Here is an 18,618-nt window from a genome sequence, read left to right as displayed (position 1 = left end):
GCGCTTCAGATAGACCGGATTGCGCAGGCGTGCCGACAGATTCGGCGCGCGTTCGAGTTCGGTCTCGCGGGCCACGTCGTAGACGCGCGCGGTCAGGATTTTTTTCAGGTAATCGTTGGAAGCCATGCGGGTGGCGCGGTGCGCGTTGGAAGACGGGAAAACGTCAATGATAGCGCCAACGTTGCTGGCTCTGGCCTTCCGCTTATCCGCCGAAGCCGTGCCGTCAAGGGCCGCCCGACCATTCGGTCTGGCAATTCCGCGCCTGCGCGCCGCCGCGCGATTCCTCGTGAAAACGCCTGAAGCCCCGTCACAGGTCCGATTGCAGCCGTCAACGCGTGGCGGAATCATGCGGTAGAATTCCATTTTGGAATAAGGATCGGAAGATGCACTGGCAGCCTCGGATCGCCCACTTGATGCCCGTCCCGCGTGAGTCTTGCCCCGCGGCGGAGCGTCTCGTCCGCCACGCACGATCGTGTAGTTAGATCTGAGCGCCGCGAAGCGACCGATGTGGGTAAGGCCGTCGGTCATGCTTCGCTCCACCTAATAGAAAGATTTCCAGGCATTGCGCCCCACGCGCACTGTCAGCCGACGCCTCCCGATGAGCGCGCCCGGTTGACCTACAGAGTCGTCCAACATGAACGCACCTCAAGTTTTCGATCCGCATGGGGCCGCCGCTGCGGTGGCCGCCGATCCCGAAGCGCGTCTGCGCGAAATTCCCTATAACTACACGTCGTTTTCCGACCGCGAAATCGTCATCCGCCTGCTTGGCGATGACGCCTGGGCAGTGCTCGCCGAATTGCGCGCGGAACGCCGCACCGGCCGTTCGGCGCGGATGCTGTACGAAGTGCTCGGCGATATCTGGGTCGTGCGTCGCAATCCGTACCTGCAGGATGACCTGCTCGACAACCCGAAGCGCCGCGCGATGTTGATCGAAGCGCTGCATCACCGTCTCTCGGAGATCGAGAAGCGCCGCCGCGCCGATCTGGTCGAACACGGCGATGAAGCGGGCGTCGACCGTGCCGCTCGCGTCGAAACGCTGGTTCAGGCCGCGCGCCGCGCGGTCGACGATTTCGCGAGCGAATTCCAGAAGACCTACGATCTGCGCCGTCGCGCGACCAAGGTGCTGGGCAAGGTCACGGAAAAGGACAACATCAAGTTCGACGGTTTGTCCCGCGTGTCGCACGTGACCGACGCCACCGACTGGCGCGTCGAATACCCGTTCGTCGTGCTCACGCCGGATACCGAAGCCGAGATCGCCGGCATGATCAAGGCGTGTTTCGAACTGGGGCTGACCGTGATTCCGCGTGGTGGCGGCACGGGCTATACGGGCGGCGCGGTGCCGCTCACGCCGTTCTCGGCCGTGATCAACACTGAAAAGCTCGAACAGCTCGGCGCGGTCGAGATGACCGAACTGCCGGGCGTCGATCGCAAGGTCGCGACGATTTTCTCCGGCGCGGGCGTCGTCACGCGCCGCGTGACCGAAGCGGCCGAGCAGGCCGGCTTCGTGTTCGCGGTCGATCCGACCTCGCTGGACGCGTCCTGCGTCGGCGGCAACGTCGCGATGAACGCGGGCGGCAAGAAGGCGGTGTTATGGGGCACGGCGCTCGACAATCTCGCGTGGTGGCGGATGGTCGACCCGGAAGGGAACTGGCTCGAAGTCACGCGCCTCGACCACAACATGGGCAAGATTCACGACATCGAAGTCGCGCGTTTCGAACTCAAATGGTTCGACGGCAACTACGCGCCGGGCGAAAAGCTGCTGCGCACCGAAGCGCTCGACATCAAGGGCCGCGTGTTCCGCAAGGAAGGCCTCGGCAAGGACGTCACCGACAAATTTCTCGCCGGTCTGCCGGGCGTTCAGAAGGAGGGCTGCGACGGCCTCATCACGTCCGCGCGCTGGGTGCTGCACAAGATGCCCGCGCATACGCGCACCGTCTGCCTCGAATTCTTCGGCCAGGCGCGCGAGGCGATTCCGAGCATCGTCGAAATCAAGGACTACCTGTTCGAGACGTCGCGCCAGGGCGGCGCGATTCTCGCGGGTCTGGAGCATCTGGACGAGCGCTATCTGCGCGCGGTCGGCTACGCGACCAAGAGCAAGCGCAACGCGTTTCCAAAGATGGTGCTGATCGGCGACATCGTCGGCGACGATGCGGATGCGGTCGCGCTGGCCACCTCGGAAGTCGTGCGCATGGCCAACGGCAAGAGCGGCGAAGGCTTCGTCGCGGTCAACGCCGAGGCGCGCAAGCGTTTCTGGCTCGACCGCAGCCGCACCGCCGCGATCGCGAAGCACACCAACGCGTTCAAGATCAACGAGGACGTGGTGATCCCGCTCGACCGCATGGGCGAGTACACGGACGGCATCGAGCGGATCAACATCGAGCTGTCGATCAAGAACAAGCTGCAACTGGTCGACGCGCTCGACGCGTTCTTCAGGAGCGGCAAGCTGCCGCTCGGCAAGAGCGACGACGCCAACGAAATTCCCAGCGCCGAGTTGCTCGAAGATCGCGTGCAGCAGGCGCTCGATCTGTTGACGCGCGTGCGCACGCGCTGGGAATTCCTGCGCGACAAGCTCGACCTGTCGGTGCGCGAGGCGCAGCATTATCTGGTCGGGCTCGGCTACGAAGCGCTGGCGGAAAAATTCGCCGACCGCGCCGACGCGCAGCCCGATGCGACCGTGTTCCATATCACGCAGGACCGTACGATCCGCGTGTCGTGGAAGCAGGAAATCCGCGCCGAGTTGCGGCAGATCTTCAACGGCGGCGAGTTCAAGCCGATCCTCGACGAAGCCGAGGCAATCCACAAGCAGGTGCTGCGCGGCCGCGTGTTCGTCGCGCTGCACATGCACGCGGGCGACGGCAACGTGCACACGAACCTGCCGGTCAACTCCGACAACTACGAGATGCTGCAGGACGCGCACAAAGCGGTCGCGCGCATCATGAAGCTCGCGCGTTCGCTCGACGGCGTGATTTCCGGCGAGCACGGCATCGGCATCACCAAGCTCGAATTCCTGACCGACGACGAGATCGGCGAATTCCGCGCGTACAAGCAGCGCGTCGATCCACATGGCCGCTTCAATGCGGGCAAGCTGCTCGAAGGCGCCGACCTGCGCAACGCCTACACGCCGAGCTTCGGCCTGATGGGCTATGAATCGCTGATCATGCAGCAGTCCGATATCGGCGCGATTTCCGAGTCGATCAAGGACTGCTTGCGCTGCGGCAAGTGCAAGCCGGTCTGCGCGACCCATGTGCCGCGCGCGAACCTGCTGTACAGCCCGCGCAACAAGATTCTCGCCACTTCGCTGCTGGTCGAGGCGTTCCTGTACGAGGAGCAGACGCGCCGCGGCGTGTCGATCAAGCACTGGGACGAGTTCAACGACGTCGCCGACCACTGCACCGTCTGTCACAAGTGCGTGACGCCGTGCCCGGTGAAGATCGACTTCGGCGATGTGACGATGAACATGCGCAACCTGCTGCGCAAGATGGGCAAGAAGAAGTTCAACCCGGGCAACGCGGCGGGCATGTTCTTCCTGAACGCGACCAACCCGCAGACCATCAACCTCGCGCGCACCGCGATGATGGGCGTCGGCTACAAGGCGCAGCGCCTCGGCAACGAAGTGCTGAAGAAGTTCACGAAGAAGCAGACGGCGCATCCGCCGGCCACGGTCGGCAAGCCGCCGGTCACGCAGCAGGTGATCCACTTCATGAACAAGAAGATGCCGGGCAACCTGCCGAAGAAAACCGCGCGCGCATTGCTCGACATCGAGGACAACAAGATCGTCCCGATCATCCGCAATCCGAAGACGACCACCGCCGACACGGAAGCGGTGTTCTACTTCCCGGGCTGCGGCTCCGAGCGGCTGTTCTCGCAGGTGGGTCTGGCCACCCAGGCGATGCTGTGGGAAGCGGGCGTGCAAACCGTGCTGCCGCCGGGCTATCTGTGCTGCGGCTATCCGCAGCGCGGCTCGGGCCAGTACGACAAGGCCGAGCAGATCGTCACGGACAATCGCGTGCTGTTCCACCGTGTCGCCAACACGCTGAACTATCTCGACATCAAGACGGTGGTGGTGTCGTGCGGCACGTGTTACGACCAGCTCGCCGGCTACGAATTCGAGAAGATCTTCCCGGGCTGCCGGATCATCGACATCCACGAGTACCTGCTGGAGAAGGGCATCAAGCTCGAGGGCGTGAACGGCGTGCGCTACATGTATCATGACCCGTGCCACTCGCCGATCAAGACGATGGACCCGGTCAAGCTGGTCAATCAGCTGATGGGTTCGGAAAAAGACGGCTACAAGATCGAGAAGAACGATCGTTGCTGTGGCGAATCCGGCACACTCGCGGTGACGCGTCCTGACATTTCGACGCAGGTGCGCTTCCGCAAGGAAGAGGAGATCCGCAAGGGCGCGGCCAGGCTGCGCGGCATTCCGGTGGTGGCGCAAGCCGGTGCGAACGCGATCAATCCGGCCAACGCATCGGCCGGCGCGGCGGGTGCGCCGAATGGCTCGGTGCTCAAGGCCGGCGACGGCCCGCAGCCGAACGGCGCCACCGACGTGAAGATCCTGACGAGCTGCCCGTCCTGTCTGCAAGGGCTGTCGCGCTACAACGAAGATGCGAACACCGAGGCGGACTACATCGTCGTCGAGATGGCGCGTCACGTGCTGGGCGAAGACTGGATGGCGGATTACGTTCAAAGGGCGAACAATGGCGGAATCGAGCGCGTGCTGGTTTAATGGCACGACTGACGATTTTTGCCTGAGGACGACGATGGACTGCGTTTTTTGCCGCGAAGATGGCGGCGATGTACTGTGGCAGGACGACACGCTGCGTGTCGTTCTCGCCGACGAACACGATTACCCGGGCTTTTGCCGGGTGATCTGGAACAACCATGTGGCCGAGTTTTCCGATCTCGGCGCCAGTGACCGCGATCGCGTGATGAGGGCCGTATATGCGGTCGAGCGCGCGATCCGGCGCATTCTTCACCCGGTGAAGGTGAATCTGGCGAGCCTCGGCAACCAGGTGCCGCACGTGCACTGGCACGTGATTCCGCGTTTTTCGAACGACGCTCATTTCCCCCTGCCCATCTGGGCGCCGCGCCAGCGCACGGTGTCCGAAGCCATGCTGTCGTCGCGCCGTGCGCAAGCCACCTTGCTGCGTGAAGCGGTGCGGCAGGAAATCGAACAAGCTTTTGCCTGAGGCCATTATGAGCGGACTGACTCCCGAGACCCCGGTGCCGACCGGTGTGGTGCTGCATTCCAAATCGCGCGTGCTCGAATTGCAGTACGCAAACGGCGAATCGTATCGCCTGCCGTTCGAACTGCTGCGCGTGTATTCGCCGTCGGCGGAAGTGCAGGGCCATGGGCCCGGCCAGCAAACCCTGCAGACCGGCAAGCGCGAGGTCACGATCACGATGATCGAAGGCGTCGGCAACTACGCGCTGCAGCCGACTTTTTCCGACGGCCACGCCACCGGCATCTATTCGTGGGATCTGCTGTACGACATGGCGGTCCGCCAGGATGAACTCTGGCGCGACTATCTCGCCAGACTGCAAGCGGCCGGCGTCGACCGCGATACGCCGATGGTGCCATCCGGCGCTGCGCACGGACACTGTCACTGATACGATTCGCCCCGATCGCCGCGCTGATGCGGCGCAACATTTCAGAATACGCGAAAGGACGAGCGCGATGAGCAAAACCCACTTCGGCTTTCAATCGGTCGACGAACAGGAAAAAGCGCAGAAGGTGGCGGGCGTGTTCCACTCGGTTGCCGCGAACTACGACTTGATGAACGACCTGATGTCGGGCGGGTTGCACCGGGCGTGGAAGATGTTCACGATCGCCCAGGCGAACGTGCGGCCGGGCTACAAGGTGCTCGACATCGCGGGCGGCACGGGCGATCTGTCGAGGGCTTTCGCGAAACAGGCGGGCGAGACCGGCCAGGTCTGGCACACCGACATCAACGAATCGATGCTGCGGGTGGGCCGCGACCGGCTGCTGGACAAGGGCGTCATTACCCCGGCGCTGCTCTGCGACGCCGAGAAAATTCCCTTTCCGGACAATTACTTCGACGTGGTCACCGTGGCGTTCGGCTTGCGCAACATGACGCACAAGGACGTCGCGCTGGCGGAAATGCGCCGCGTGCTCAAGCCGGCAGGGCGTCTGCTGGTGCTGGAATTTTCGAAGGTGTGGGATCCGCTCAAGAAGGTCTACGACGTCTATTCTTTTAAGGTGTTGCCGTGGCTTGGCGAACGCTTTGCGAAAGATGCCGAGAGCTATCAGTACCTGGCGGAGTCGATCCGGATGCATCCGGACCAGGAAACTTTAAAAACAATGATGGAACAAGCGGGCCTGGATGGCGTTAAATATTACAATTTGTCAGCTGGCGTGGTAGCTTTACACGTGGGGACCAAATACTAGGGTTCCTAACCCATCGATTTTTAAAGGAAAGTACGAAAATGTCCGATTCAGATGTGTTATCTCCCCGTAAGGTTAAGCGGTCGCTGGTGAGAAGAATCGGACTGATCGCGATGGTCGGTCTGATCATGGCCGGCTCGATCGCCTCGCTCGATGCGGAAGCTCGCCGCATGGGCGGTGGCCGTAGTATCGGCCGTCAGTCGAACACCGTTCAGCAACAACAGGCGACGCCGTCGCAACCTTCCCAAAGCAATCAGGCCATGCAGCAGCGCGCGCAACCGGCGCAACCGACGCCGACGCCTCCCGCCGCGCCTAACCGCAACCGCTGGCTTGGGCCGATCGCGGGTCTGGCCGCCGGTCTCGGTATCGCCGCGCTGCTGTCGCACTTCGGTCTGGGCGAGGCGTTCGCCGGCATGATGGCCAACGTCATCGTGATTGCGTTGATCGCGATGGTCGTCATCTGGCTGATCCGCCGCTTCACGGGCCGCAAGCGCGATACGGCGCAACCTGCGTATGCCGGCACTTCGCCGTCGCTGAACGCGGGCAACACCGGCTACGTCCAGGAACCGCGCTACAGTGCGCCGCCCACCGGCTCGTACCTCGAACCGCAAGGCAACCCGCTGACCACGCCGTCCATCAACCCGATGCCCGTAGTGCCCGCCGGCTTCGATTCGGAAGCGTTCCTGCGTAACGCGAAGGTGTACTTCGTGCGCCTGCAGGCCGCATGGGACGTCGGCAACGTCGAAGACATCCGCGAATTCACCACGCCGGAAATGTTCGCCGAAGTGCGGGTCGATCTTGCTTCGCGCGGTACGCAGTCCAATCAGACGGACGTGGTGCAACTGAACGCCGAGTTGCTGGGCGTCGAAGAGCGCGCGAACGAATACTTCGCCAGCGTGCGCTTCTCCGGCCTGATCCGCGAAGCGCCGGGCGCGGCAGCCGAGCCGTTCGTCGAAGTCTGGAACCTGTCGAAGGCGAACCGCGAAGGCGAAGGCTGGCTGCTCGCCGGTATCCAGCAAGTGGCGCAGCACTGAACCATGAGTGGGAGAGAGCCGGGGCGGTGCGGCTCTTCCTGATTTTGCGCATTGCGTTGGCCGTTCGGCATAGCAGGCCGCGAAGCGAACGGACGTTACAATAGGAACCCGCGCGAGCACCTCGTTCGCGCGGGTTTTTTCTTGCCACTTTCGATGACCCTCGCCGCCAAGCCCTTCGCTGCTGCTGTCAATCATCTGCTCGCCCGCGAATCGTGGGCTCGCGAGCGCCTCGCCCCCTACGCCGGCAAGACCGCTCGACTGTCATGTCCACCGGTCGTCCTGACATTGCTGGTGCAACCGGACGGCTATCTGGCCGCGATCGGCGAAGCCGACGCGCACCAGTTCGACGTGACCATCTCGGTGCCGTCCGACGCGCTGCCGGCTTTCGTGCAAGGCGGCCAGGCCGCCGTGATGAAGCACGTGAAGATCGAGGGCGACGCCGAGTTCGCCACCGTGCTCGCCAAGCTCGCCGAGCATCTGCGCTGGGAGCCGGAAGAAGACCTGGCGAAGCTGATCGGCGACGGTCCGGCCTGGCGGGTTGCGTCGGTCGTGCGTACGGTCGGCGAGCATGTGCAACGCACCGGCCGCAACCTGCTCGACACGGCCGCCGAATATCTGCTCGACGAGAATCCGCAACTGGTGCGCCGCGCCGCGCTTGACGATTTCAACGTCGAACTGGCCCGCGCGCGCGACGCCTTGGCCCGCGTGGAAAAACACATCGAGCGTCTTGAACAGAAGGTCGAAGCCCGCGGCGCCGATGCGCCGGGCGGCGCCGCCACGTTGCGCGGCACGCGCTAGTCACCGGGCACAACCATGCGTTTTCTGCGTTTCCTCAAGATTTTTTTCACCGTCATCCGTTTCGGCCTCGATGAAATGATGCTGGGCCGCATCAACGACCGGCGCGTGCGTTTGCTGCTGCGTATCACCACGCTCGGGCGCAAGTTCGACGCGCCGCCGGGCGTGCGTTTGCGGCTTGCGCTCGAAAGCCTCGGGCCGATCTTCGTGAAGTTCGGCCAGGTGCTGTCCACGCGGCGCGACCTGTTGCCGGTGGACATCGCCAACGAACTGGCGAAGCTCCAGGATCAGGTGCCGCCGTTCGATTCGGCGGTTGCGATCGGGCTGGTCGAGAAGTCGCTCGGCGCACCGGTCGACGTGATGTTCGACGATTTCGAGCGAGTGCCGGTGGCGAGCGCGTCGATCGCGCAGGTGCACTTCGCGAAGGTGAAGGCCGGCCAGCATGCGGGCAAGGCGGTCGCGGTGAAGGTGCTGCGCCCGAACATGCTGCCGGTGATCGACTCCGACCTCGCGTTGCTGCGCGACATTGCCGTGTGGGCCGAGCGCCTGTGGGCCGACGGCAAGCGCCTGAAGCCGCGCGAGGTGGTCGCCGAATTCGACAAATACCTGCACGACGAACTCGATCTGATGCGCGAGGCGGCCAACGGCAGCCAGTTGCGGCGTAATTTCGTCGGGCTCGATCTGCTGCTGGTGCCGGAGATGTACTGGGAGTTTTGCACGCCCACGGTGCTGGTGATGGAGCGCATGGTCGGCGTGCCGATCAGCCAGGTCGAGACGCTGCGCGCGGCGGGCGTCGACATTCCGAAGCTGGCGCGCGAAGGCGTCGAGATTTTCTTTACCCAGGTGTTCCGCGACGGGTTCTTCCACGCCGACATGCACCCGGGCAACATTCAGGTGAGCCTCGATCAAGAGCACTTCGGCCGCTATATCGCGCTGGACTTCGGCATCATCGGCGCGCTGTCGGATTTCGACAAGAACTATCTCGCACAGAATTTCCTCGCGTTCTTCAAACGCGACTACCACCGCGTCGCGACGCTGCATCTGGAGTCTGGCTGGGTGCCGCCGACGACCCGCGTCGAAGAACTCGAAAGCGCGATCCGTGCGGTCTGCGAGCCGTATTTCGACCGCGCGCTGAAAGATATTTCGCTCGGCCAGGTGCTGATGCGACTGTTCTCAACCTCGCGCCGTTTCAACGTCGAAATTCAGCCGCAACTGGTGTTGCTGCAAAAAACCATGCTGAACGTGGAAGGGCTCGGCCGCTCGCTTGATCCGGAGCTGGATCTGTGGAAGACGGCGAAGCCCTATCTCGAACGCTGGATGAACGAGCAGATCGGCGTGCGCGGCTGGTACGAGCGTCTGAAGATCGAAGCGCCGCAGTGGAGCAAGACGCTGCCGCAGTTGCCGCGCCTGATCCATCACGTGCTCGCCGAGCGGCACGACAATACGCGCGGCGTGAACGACGACATAATTCGCCAGATTCTGCTCGAGCAGAAGCGCACCAACCGCCTGCTGCAAGGTTTGCTGCTGTTCGGCGTGGCGGTCGGGGTCGGTGCGGTGCTGGCGCGGGCGTTTCTCGCGCTGGCTTACGGCGGTTGATTGCATACCCTGCGAGGCATCCGATGAGCGACCCGACCCAATCTTCTTCGCCCGACTTCGAGACCCGCGACCCCAACTCGCCGGCGTTCTGGGACGAGCGCTTCGAGCGCGGCTTCATGCCGTGGGACCAGGCGGGCGTGCCGTCGGCGTTCCGTTCATTCGCCGGGCGTCACAGCGACGCCGCCGTGCTGATTCCAGGCTGCGGCAGCGCGTACGAAGCAGTCTGGCTCGCCCGACAGGGCAACCTGGTTCGCGCGATCGACTTCTCGCCGGCGGCCGTCGCGGCAGCGCACGAGCAACTGGGCGCGCAGCACGCGCAACTGGTGGAACAGGCGGATTTCTTCACCTATGAGCCGCCTTTCACGCCCGGGTGGATCTACGAGCGCGCGTTCCTCTGCGCGTTGCCGCCGGCACGCCGCACGGACTACGTCCGCCGGATGGCCGCGCTACTGCCCGGCGGCGGGCTGCTCGCGGGTTTCTATTTCATCGGTGCGACGCCCAAAGGGCCGCCGTTCGGTATCGAGCGCGCCGAACTCGATGCGCTGCTCACGCCATACTTCGAGCTGATCGAAGACGAAGCCGTGACCGATTCGATCGCCGTTTTTGCCGGACGTGAGCGCTGGCTCAGCTGGCGCCGCCGCGCATGAGGGCGCACGCCGCCGCGCTCAGGCACCGCCCGGGCCGCACTTGATTCGACCGCGGCCGCCCCAACTTACCGCAACGGCGGTCGCGTCGAGCATCGGTTCCCGAAATCCACGGGACGGATATCGTTTGCGGCTATAATTCAAGGCTTTGCAAGCGTTTACAAGATTTCAGTAGGGAAAAGTTCATGCCGATCTACGCTTATCGTTGCGAGTCATGCGGCTTCGGGAAGGACGTGCTTCAGAAGATCAGCGACCCGCAGTTGACGCAGTGTCCCGAATGCGGGAAAGACACCTTTCGCAAGCAGGTCACTGCTGCCGGTTTCCAGTTGAAGGGCTCCGGCTGGTATGTGACCGATTTCCGCGGCGGCAATGGCGGCACCAGCGCGCCGGCCAAGCCCGACGCGAACGGCGCGTCGAATGGCGCGAGCGAGAATGCGGCGCCCGCCAATAACGGCGCCGCCAAATCCGACACGGCCCCGGCCGCAGCCGGTTCATCGAGCGCAGCCGCTATGCCGGCCGCGCCTGCTGCCGCACCGGCCGCTTCGGCGAGCTCGAGCGGTGCCGGCAACGCCTAGTGGGACTGCCGCCCACAGGGGCGGCGCACACGCCGCGCGTAGGGCTTCGGCTCGCGCGGCTTTCTGGCGGTACACATGACGACGAAAAAAACGACGCTCAAATCGGTGTTCCTGACTGGCCTGCTGGTGCTGGTGCCTCTGGCTATCACATTGTGGGTGCTCGGTCTGATCATCGGCACGATGGACCAGACGCTGCTGCTGCTGCCAACTTCCTGGCAGCCGGAACGCGCGATCGGCTATCGACTGCCCGGCCTCGGCGCGGTGCTCACGCTCGCGTTCATCTTTGTTGTCGGGCTGTTGACGCAGAACTTCATCGGGCAGAAGCTCGTGAAGTGGTGGGAACTGCTGGTCGCCCACATACCGGTGGTCGGCCCGCTCTACACCAGCGTCAAGCAGGTGTCCGACACCCTGCTGTCGAGCAGCGGCAATGCGTTCCGCAAGGCGCTCCTGATCGAGTACCCGCGCCGCGGCTCCTATACGATCGCGTTTCTGACCGGCGTTCCCGGCGGCGACGTGGTCAACCACCTGAAAGAAGATTACGTCAGCGTGTATGTGCCGACTACGCCGAACCCAACCTCCGGCTTCTTCCTGATGGTGCCCAAGAGCGAAGTGATCGAGCTCGACATGACGGTCGACGCTGCGCTCAAGTACATCGTCTCGATGGGCGTCGTGGCACCGTCCGCGCCGCCGGCGCCGTCGGCGCCGGTGCGCCGCACGACAGTCGAGCCTCCGCTGTAATGCCGGTGCGCAGTGTTTCACGCAGTGTTCAACTGCGGCGCGCCGTTCAACCAATGCAAAACGAAAGACAAACATCATGTCGATGAGATCTGAATACTGCGGTCTGGTGACCGAAGAACTGCTGGGCCAATCCGTCTCGCTGTGCGGCTGGGTGAGCCGCCGCCGCGACCATGGCGGCGTCATCTTCATCGACCTGCGCGATCGCGAAGGGCTCGTTCAGGTCGTCTGCGACCCGGACCGCGCGGAGATGTTCAAGGCCGCCGAAGGCGTGCGCAACGAGTTCTGCCTGCAGATCAAGGGTGTCGTGCGCAGCCGTCCGGAAGGCACGACCAACGCCGCGCTGAAGAGCGGCAAGATCGAAGTGCTGTGCCACGAGCTGATCGTGCTGAACGCGTCGATCACGCCGCCGTTCCAGCTCGACGACGACAACCTGTCGGAAACCACGCGTCTGACGCACCGTGTGCTCGACCTGCGCCGTCCGCAGATGCAGCACAACCTGCGTCTGCGTTACCGCGTCGCAATCGAAGTGCGCAAGTACCTCGACGCGCAAGGCTTCATCGACATCGAAACGCCGATGCTCACGAAGAGCACGCCGGAAGGCGCGCGCGACTACCTGGTGCCGTCGCGTACCAACCCGGGTCAGTTCTTCGCGCTGCCGCAGTCGCCGCAGCTGTTCAAGCAGCTGCTGATGGTGGCGAACTTCGATCGCTACTACCAGATCGTCAAGTGCTTCCGCGACGAAGACCTGCGCGCCGACCGTCAACCGGAATTCACGCAGATCGACTGTGAAACCTCGTTCCTGTCGGAACAGGAAATCCGCGATCTGTTCGAAGCGATGATCCGTCACGTGTTCAAGGAAACGATCGGCATCACGCTGGACGAGAAATTCCCGGTCATGCTGTATTCGGAAGCAATGCGCCGCTTCGGTTCGGACAAGCCGGACCTGCGTGTGAAGCTCGAATTCACGGACCTCACGGATGCGGTCAAGGACGTCGACTTCAAGGTGTTCAGCACGCCGGCCAACACGAAGGACGGCCGCGTCGCGGCGATCCGCGTGCCGAAGGGCGGCGAACTTTCGCGTGGCGATATCGACAGCTACACGGAATTCGTGCGCATCTACGGCGCGAAGGGTCTGGCGTGGATCAAGGTCAACGAAGTCGCGAAGGGCCGTGACGGTCTGCAAAGCCCGATCGTCAAGAACCTGCACGACGAAGCGGTCAAGGCGATCATCGAGCGCACCGGCGCGCAAGACGGCGACATCATTTTCTTCGCGGCGGATCGCGCGAAGGTGGTGAACGACAGCCTGGGCGCACTGCGTCTGAAGATCGGTCATTCGGAATTCGGCAAGGCCAATGGTCTGGTCGAGTCCGGCTGGAAGCCGCTGTGGGTGGTCGACTTCCCGATGTTCGAGTACGACGAGGAAGACAACCGCTACGTCGCCGCGCATCACCCGTTCACGAGCCCGAAGGACGAGCACCTCGAGTACCTCGAAACGGACCCGGCGCGCTGTCTCGCGAAGGCCTACGACATGGTGCTGAACGGCTGGGAAATCGGCGGCGGTTCGGTGCGTATCCACCGTGAGGAAGTGCAGAGCAAGGTGTTCCGCGCGCTGAAGATCAACGCGGAAGAAGCGCAAGCCAAGTTCGGCTTCCTGCTCGACGCGCTGCAATACGGGGCGCCGCCGCACGGCGGTATCGCGTTCGGTCTGGACCGCATCGTCACGATGATGGCCGGCGCCGATTCGATTCGCGACGTGATCGCGTTCCCGAAGACGCAACGCGCGCAGTGTCTGCTCACGCAGGCGCCGAGCGAAGTGGATGAGCGCCAGTTGCGCGAACTGCACATCCGTTTGCGTACACCGGAACCGAAGGCGTAATGGCTTGAAGCAAGGCTTGAAGCAGCGAGCTTGAGTCAAATGGGTGCTGTCTGAAAACGACAGCAAGAGCACACGAAAAAGGCGCGGGAGGAAACTCCCGGCGCCTTTTTCGTTTTTTACGTTACAGTCGAAGCAACTGCTTTCGATCGCTCATTCGACCACTCGCCGACATGTACCGCGCAAGCGTTGCGCCCAGTTTTTACACCATGCCGAAACCGCCGAAGATTCCGCAATCCGTACTCGTCATCATTCATACGCCCGCGCTCGGCGTGCTGCTGATCGAGCGCGCCGATCATGCAGGATTCTGGCAGTCGGTGACGGGCTCCAAAGATCAGCTCGACGAACCGCTCATCGAAACGGCCGTGCGCGAAGTCGCCGAGGAGACCGGCATCGTGATCGGCGGAGCGTGGGTGCCGCAAAGCGCGTTGTTCGACTGGCACTATTCGATCGAATATGAGATCTACCCGGAGTTCCGCCATCGTTATGCCGAAGGCGTGATCCACAACACCGAGCACTGGTTCAGCGTACAGGTGCCCGAGCAGATCGAGGTGACGCTCGCGCCGCGCGAGCACACCGCGTTTCTCTGGTTGCCGTATGAAGAGGCGGCGTCGCGCTGCTTCTCGTCGTCGAATGCCGATGCGATCCTGCAGTTGCCGAGGCGGCTTGGGCGGAGCGCGGCAGACCGGCTCTCCGGGGAGCGTGGCCGGTGAGCTCGGGCGGCGCGAGCCGTTTCACCCGACTGCGGCACACGCTGCTTGGCCGACGCTATTGGCAGCGTTATCGTTTCACCAGCGACAACGACGTCAAACTGCTGCGCTCAGGCGATGAATATTTCAGCACGCTGGTCGAGCGTGTCGATGCCGCGCAGCATGACGTGGTTCTCGAAACCTATATCTTCTGCGACGACAACGCCGGCCAGGCGGTCAGCGGGGCGTTGCTGCGCGCAGCCTCGCGCGGCGTGAAGGTGCGCGTGATCACCGACGGCATCGGCACCGCGCGTCTGCCGATGTTCAACGAGTGGCTGCTTGGCGGCATCGATCATCGCGTCTACAACCCGCATCTATTCGGCCGCTTCGGCTTTTCGCGCACGCACCGCAAACTGGCGGTGATCGACGATCAATTTGCGTATTGCGGCGGAATCAACATCGTCGACGACTACGAGAACAACGGCGAGACGCTGCCTTATCGGCGCTGGGACTTCGCGGTCGAGTTGCACGGACCGGTGATCGCCGATGTCCGCCAGGCGTTCGAGGTGCAGTGGCGCCGGATTCAACTCGGCCATCGGCCGTTCGAGGCGATGGAGCCGGACCTCGGGCAGAAGACCTCGACGTCGCTCGGCAGTTTGCGACGGCGGCGCCGCCGCCGTAACGAGGAATTGTGGGCAGGGGGGCAACCGTGCGTGGCATTCGTCGCGCGCGACAACCTGATCAACCGCCGCGCGATCGAAAAGGCGTATCTGGCCGCGATCGGCCAGGCGCGTCACGAGATACTGCTCGCCAATCCGTACTTCATGCCGGGGCGCAAGCTGCGGCGCTCGCTGGTGTTCGCGGCGCGGCGCGGCGTGGTGGTGAAGCTCATCATCGGGCGCAAGGAGTTCAAGGCGCTCGACTACGCGGTGCCGTTCCTTTATCACGCGTTGCTCAGGGCCGGCGTGCAGATCGCCGAGTATGAAAAGACGCTGCTGCATGGCAAGGTCGCGGTGGTGGATTCGAACTGGGGGACCGTGGGCTCGTCGAACCTGGATGCGCTGAGTTTGATGCTCAACAACGAGGCGAATGTGGTGCTGGTGAATGACCCGTCGATCGAAACGCTGCGCGAGGCGATCCTCGACGCGTTCAAGGATGCGCGCCGTATCGACGAGGCGCACTACGAATCGCGTCCGGCCGGCGAACGGGCGCTCAATTGGCTTGCTTATACGAGCTATCGGGTGGCGATGAAGCTGTTGACGGTGGGTGGGTACGATTAGGCGGTGGCAATGTGCCCATGGCGACGCGAGCCGGGCGTGGCGGGAGATGGCGGGCGCGAGTACGTTGTACCGTACCTCGCATCAACGCAAAGCGCAACGCGTTTCAGAACGCTCTTAAAGACTCCCGACAGCAGCTCAAACATAATTTCCGCTCGATAGAAATCGAGCGGCACGGTGCATTGCACGCGCTGCTGAAAAACCCTCTCCTTCATCAAGCCGTGTTTGCCGGTCCGCCTGTGCCGCTCACAGCGACCGGCCCGGCGCGTCATGGACGCTCCTCGTTCGTCAACCATGCCCGTCCCCTCGCCAGCCCAATCCGACCACACATCGTCCCTTCACGATGAGGCCGTGGCGGCCTATCAAGCCCGTCGCTTCGACGTGGTGCAGACGCTCGTCGATCGGATCCTCGGGCAGGACAGCGAGCATGTCGGCGCGCTCCATCTGCAAGGCCTGCTTGCGCTTGCTTCCGGCCACACGCAAAGCGCACGGCACTGGCTCGAACGCGCGATCCAGATTCGTCCCGAGCCGATCCTGTACAACACGCTTTACGCGATTCAACTCAAACTCGCCGACTTTGCGAGCGCCGTCGACAGTCTGCGGCGAGGGCTCGCGCTGCAGCCGGACTTCGTGGCGCTCCACTACAACCTCGCACTGACGCTGCAACATCTCGACCGTATCGAGGACGCCGCGCTCAGCTACCGTCGAACGCTCGAAATCGACCCGGACCACTCGGCGGCACACAACAATCTGGGGCGCATCTACGCGGATCTCGGCGCATTGGAAGAGGCCGAGCGGCACTACCGGCGCGCTATCGAACTGGCGCCCGCGAACCTCGTCGCGCGCAACAACCTGGCAATGGTTTTGCTCGCCTGCGGCCGCTACGAAGAGGCGTGGCCGTATTTCGAAGACCGCTGGGTCAGCTTCAAGCTGGCTGATGGACGGCCCGCGCCGGCGCCTGTGCAAGTGGCGCTGCTGCTGCGCTGGTCGGGCGAGGGGGCGTCCGCTACGCTCGGCACCTGCGGCACCTGCGGCACCTGCGGCACCTGCGGCACCCACGGCACCTGCGGCACGCGAACGGGGCGTGCACCCGACGAACGTCTGCTCGTGCTCGACGAGCAAGGCTATGGCGACAGTCTGCAGTTCGTGCGCTACCTGCCGTTGGCGCTCGAGCGCTTTTCCCAAGTGGGCTATGTCTGCCCGCCGCCATTGCGCCGCCTGTACGAGCAGTCGTTGTGCGCACGCTGGCCGGGTCTCGTGCTGCTCGACGCGGTGCCGGCCGAACTGCACAACTGGGACCGCTACTGTCCACTGATGTCCCTGCCGATGGCGTTCGATACACGAGTCGCCACGATCCCGGCCGCGCTTCCTTATCTGCACGCCGACGCCGCGCGCGCCGCCACCTGGCGCGCACGCTTCGCAGCGCTGCCGACCGCGCATTTACCGCGCGTCGGCGTGGTGTGGGCGGGCGGCCATTCGGGCATTGCGGTGGACCAGCGGCGCAGTCTCGCGGTCGAGCAGATCGCGCCGCTGCTCGCGCTGCGGCAAGTGCACTGGGTCAGTCTGCAAAAGACCGACGATCCCGCGAAGCGTGCCGACGCCGCCAGCAAGGCGCGTCTAACGGACTGGACCGATGAACTGACGGACTTCGCGGATACCGCGGCACTGATCGAGACCCTCGATCTGGTGATTTCCGTCGATACCTCGGTGGCGCATCTTGCCGCCGCGCTGGGCAAGCCGGTCTGGCTGCTCAACCGCTTCGCGGGCTGCTGGCGCTGGCTGCGTGGACGAGACGACAGTCCCTGGTATCCGGGCTTGCGGCTATTCACCCAGACGCAGCGAGGCGACTGGGACGATGTGCTGATGCGGGTCGCCGCTGCCCTGCAGCAGAATTTCCCAGCGGCCGAATGACACCTGCGGCTGGAGCGAGCCACCGCTTCCGACGCCAGCTAGCCGTCGAGCCGTCCTGATCGGGGCTGGCAACGCCCCCGCAACGGCCCCGCAACGACCGCATCCCCTTGCCGCGCTAGCGCCGCCGCAGCCACCATTCACCCCGGCCGCTGTCCCGATCCCACCCCCAACAACCGCCTCTCACCCCCGCAACACATCAAACTCTTCTTGATTCCCGCCGACTTGCTGCATCATGTCGGCCGGCTGCGACAATCAGAAAAGCAAGCGCGCTGGATGGCAATCCCAGTCTCAAGGCAAACGCCTCTAAAAAATCTGATTCCTCTGATTGACGGATGCCGCAGAATTGAAACCGGGTTAGAAACCGGTTTCTAATAAAGTCCTTGTTTCGCGGACGGCAGCACTCAATAATAGTACGTCCGTTCGATTTTCTTTCGGTCACATTAGAACGGTAAAAATAGCTATGCGAAAAGGCGAACAAACGCGAGCCGCGATTCTCGACGCAGCACTCGATCTGGCAAGCCGCGACGGACTGGAAGGTCTGACGATTGGACTGCTGGCCGAGCGCATGCAGATGAGCAAAAGTGGGGTGTTCGCGCATTTCGGATCGCGCGAGGATCTGCAGGTTGAAGTCGTGCGCGAATATCACCGTCGTTTTGAAGACGAGGTGTTTTTTCCGAGCTTGCGCGAGCCTCGTGGCTTGCCGCGCTTGCGCGCGATGATTTCCCGCTGGATCGAAAAGCGCATTCAGGAAGTCACCACCGGCTGCATTTACATCAGCGGCGCCGTCGAATACGACGACCGCGGGGATAACCCGGTGCGCGAGCAACTGGTGTCGAGCGTGACGATCTGGCGTACGGCGCTCACGCGCGCGATTTCGCAGGCAATGGAAGAGGGGCATCTGCGCGCCGATACCGATCCGCAACTGATGCTTTTCGAACTGTACAGCGTCACGCTCGGCCTGCATCACGACGCGCGCTTCCTGCACTTGCCGGATGCGGTGCGTCTCACGTGGGCCGCGCTGGAAAAATTGATTGTTTCGTATCAAAGCGAAAGCCGTTAGCAGCGTCGCCGGATACC

The 18,618-nt window shown here is 63.4% G+C and carries 15 protein-coding genes and 1 pseudogene; 15 read left to right on the top strand and 1 reads right to left on the bottom strand.

Annotated features, from left to right (window positions below):
* Positions 1–528 (bottom strand): annotated as a pseudogene (locus tag HV744_RS06580) (hypothetical protein); the annotation flags it as partial.
* 106 nt (positions 529–634) lie between these two features.
* On the opposite strand from HV744_RS06580, the gene HV744_RS06575 reads away from it, so the two are divergent.
* The 15 genes from HV744_RS06575 to HV744_RS06505 all read left to right on the top strand — a co-directional run bounded on the left by HV744_RS06575 (position 635) and on the right by HV744_RS06505 (position 18,601).
* Positions 635–4,729, top strand: a complete 4,095-nt coding sequence (locus HV744_RS06575) for a DUF3683 domain-containing protein (protein ID WP_175148723.1) — start codon at positions 635–637, stop codon at positions 4,727–4,729.
* Positions 4,730–4,763: 34 nt separating this feature from the next.
* Positions 4,764–5,192 carry an HIT family protein gene (locus HV744_RS06570; RefSeq protein ID WP_175148722.1) on the top strand — a complete coding sequence of 143 codons (429 nt, stop codon included), beginning with the start codon at positions 4,764–4,766 and terminating at the stop codon, positions 5,190–5,192.
* A gap of 7 nt (positions 5,193–5,199) precedes the next feature.
* On the top strand, positions 5,200–5,613 hold the full coding sequence (locus tag HV744_RS06565; protein ID WP_175148721.1) for a gamma-butyrobetaine hydroxylase family protein: 414 nt from the start codon (positions 5,200–5,202) through the stop codon (positions 5,611–5,613).
* 67 nt (positions 5,614–5,680) lie between these two features.
* Positions 5,681–6,412 carry a bifunctional demethylmenaquinone methyltransferase/2-methoxy-6-polyprenyl-1,4-benzoquinol methylase UbiE gene (gene ubiE, locus HV744_RS06560; RefSeq protein WP_175148735.1) on the top strand — a complete coding sequence of 244 codons (732 nt, stop codon included), beginning with the start codon at positions 5,681–5,683 and terminating at the stop codon, positions 6,410–6,412.
* Between the two features lie 38 nt (positions 6,413–6,450).
* Entirely contained in the window at positions 6,451–7,443 is a 993-nt protein-coding gene (locus tag HV744_RS06555; RefSeq protein ID WP_175148720.1) for a Tim44 domain-containing protein, read from the top strand.
* A 153-nt stretch (positions 7,444–7,596) separates the two neighbouring features.
* Positions 7,597–8,241: a ubiquinone biosynthesis accessory factor UbiJ gene (locus HV744_RS06550; protein ID WP_175148719.1), complete on the top strand. Its 645-nt coding sequence runs from the start codon at positions 7,597–7,599 to the stop codon at positions 8,239–8,241.
* Between the two features lie 15 nt (positions 8,242–8,256).
* Positions 8,257–9,834, top strand: a complete 1,578-nt coding sequence (gene ubiB, locus HV744_RS06545; RefSeq protein WP_175148718.1) for a ubiquinone biosynthesis regulatory protein kinase UbiB — start codon at positions 8,257–8,259, stop codon at positions 9,832–9,834.
* Positions 9,835–9,857: 23 nt separating this feature from the next.
* Positions 9,858–10,481, top strand: coding sequence for a methyltransferase domain-containing protein (locus HV744_RS06540; protein WP_175148717.1), 624 nt, complete (start codon positions 9,858–9,860; stop codon positions 10,479–10,481).
* 182 nt (positions 10,482–10,663) lie between these two features.
* Entirely contained in the window at positions 10,664–11,053 is a 390-nt protein-coding gene (locus HV744_RS06535) for an FmdB family zinc ribbon protein (protein ID WP_175148716.1), read from the top strand.
* A gap of 75 nt (positions 11,054–11,128) precedes the next feature.
* Positions 11,129–11,791, top strand: a complete 663-nt coding sequence (locus HV744_RS06530) for a DUF502 domain-containing protein (RefSeq protein ID WP_175148715.1) — start codon at positions 11,129–11,131, stop codon at positions 11,789–11,791.
* Between the two features lie 76 nt (positions 11,792–11,867).
* The gene (aspS, locus tag HV744_RS06525) at positions 11,868–13,667 is read left to right on the top strand and encodes an aspartate--tRNA ligase (RefSeq protein WP_175148714.1); all 1,800 of its coding nucleotides are present in this window, start codon (positions 11,868–11,870) and stop codon (positions 13,665–13,667) included.
* 206 nt (positions 13,668–13,873) lie between these two features.
* On the top strand, positions 13,874–14,377 hold the full coding sequence (gene nudB / locus HV744_RS06520; protein WP_175148713.1) for a dihydroneopterin triphosphate diphosphatase: 504 nt from the start codon (positions 13,874–13,876) through the stop codon (positions 14,375–14,377).
* Entirely contained in the window at positions 14,374–15,633 is a 1,260-nt protein-coding gene (gene clsB / locus HV744_RS06515) for a cardiolipin synthase ClsB (RefSeq protein ID WP_175148712.1), read from the top strand. Before nudB ends, clsB begins: the two co-directional genes overlap by 4 nt.
* Before the next feature lie 291 nt (positions 15,634–15,924).
* A complete protein-coding gene (locus tag HV744_RS06510; RefSeq protein WP_175148711.1) occupies positions 15,925–17,541 on the top strand; it encodes a tetratricopeptide repeat protein in 1,617 nt (538 codons plus the stop codon).
* 460 nt (positions 17,542–18,001) lie between these two features.
* Positions 18,002–18,601, top strand: coding sequence for a TetR/AcrR family transcriptional regulator (locus tag HV744_RS06505; RefSeq protein WP_175148710.1), 600 nt, complete (start codon positions 18,002–18,004; stop codon positions 18,599–18,601).
* Positions 18,602–18,618 lie beyond the last annotated feature (17 nt).

The organism is Paraburkholderia ultramafica, from assembly GCF_902859915.1.
Lineage (GTDB): Bacteria > Pseudomonadota > Gammaproteobacteria > Burkholderiales > Burkholderiaceae > Paraburkholderia > Paraburkholderia ultramafica.
Note: the sequence above shows the minus strand (reverse complement) of the source record. Positions and strands in the feature narration are given on the sequence as shown.

Coding starts and splice junctions, on each gene's coding strand:
- HV744_RS06575 (WP_175148723.1), top strand. CDS start 635: ATGAACGCACCTCAAGTTTTCGATCCGCATGGGGCCGCCGCTGCGGTG.
- HV744_RS06570 (WP_175148722.1), top strand. CDS start 4,764: ATGGACTGCGTTTTTTGCCGCGAAGATGGCGGCGATGTACTGTGGCAG.
- HV744_RS06565 (WP_175148721.1), top strand. CDS start 5,200: ATGAGCGGACTGACTCCCGAGACCCCGGTGCCGACCGGTGTGGTGCTG.
- ubiE (WP_175148735.1), top strand. CDS start 5,681: ATGAGCAAAACCCACTTCGGCTTTCAATCGGTCGACGAACAGGAAAAA.
- HV744_RS06555 (WP_175148720.1), top strand. CDS start 6,451: ATGTCCGATTCAGATGTGTTATCTCCCCGTAAGGTTAAGCGGTCGCTG.
- HV744_RS06550 (WP_175148719.1), top strand. CDS start 7,597: ATGACCCTCGCCGCCAAGCCCTTCGCTGCTGCTGTCAATCATCTGCTC.
- ubiB (WP_175148718.1), top strand. CDS start 8,257: ATGCGTTTTCTGCGTTTCCTCAAGATTTTTTTCACCGTCATCCGTTTC.
- HV744_RS06540 (WP_175148717.1), top strand. CDS start 9,858: ATGAGCGACCCGACCCAATCTTCTTCGCCCGACTTCGAGACCCGCGAC.
- HV744_RS06535 (WP_175148716.1), top strand. CDS start 10,664: ATGCCGATCTACGCTTATCGTTGCGAGTCATGCGGCTTCGGGAAGGAC.
- HV744_RS06530 (WP_175148715.1), top strand. CDS start 11,129: ATGACGACGAAAAAAACGACGCTCAAATCGGTGTTCCTGACTGGCCTG.
- aspS (WP_175148714.1), top strand. CDS start 11,868: ATGTCGATGAGATCTGAATACTGCGGTCTGGTGACCGAAGAACTGCTG.
- nudB (WP_175148713.1), top strand. CDS start 13,874: ATGCCGAAACCGCCGAAGATTCCGCAATCCGTACTCGTCATCATTCAT.
- HV744_RS06510 (WP_175148711.1), top strand. CDS start 15,925: ATGCCCGTCCCCTCGCCAGCCCAATCCGACCACACATCGTCCCTTCAC.
- HV744_RS06505 (WP_175148710.1), top strand. CDS start 18,002: ATGCGAAAAGGCGAACAAACGCGAGCCGCGATTCTCGACGCAGCACTC.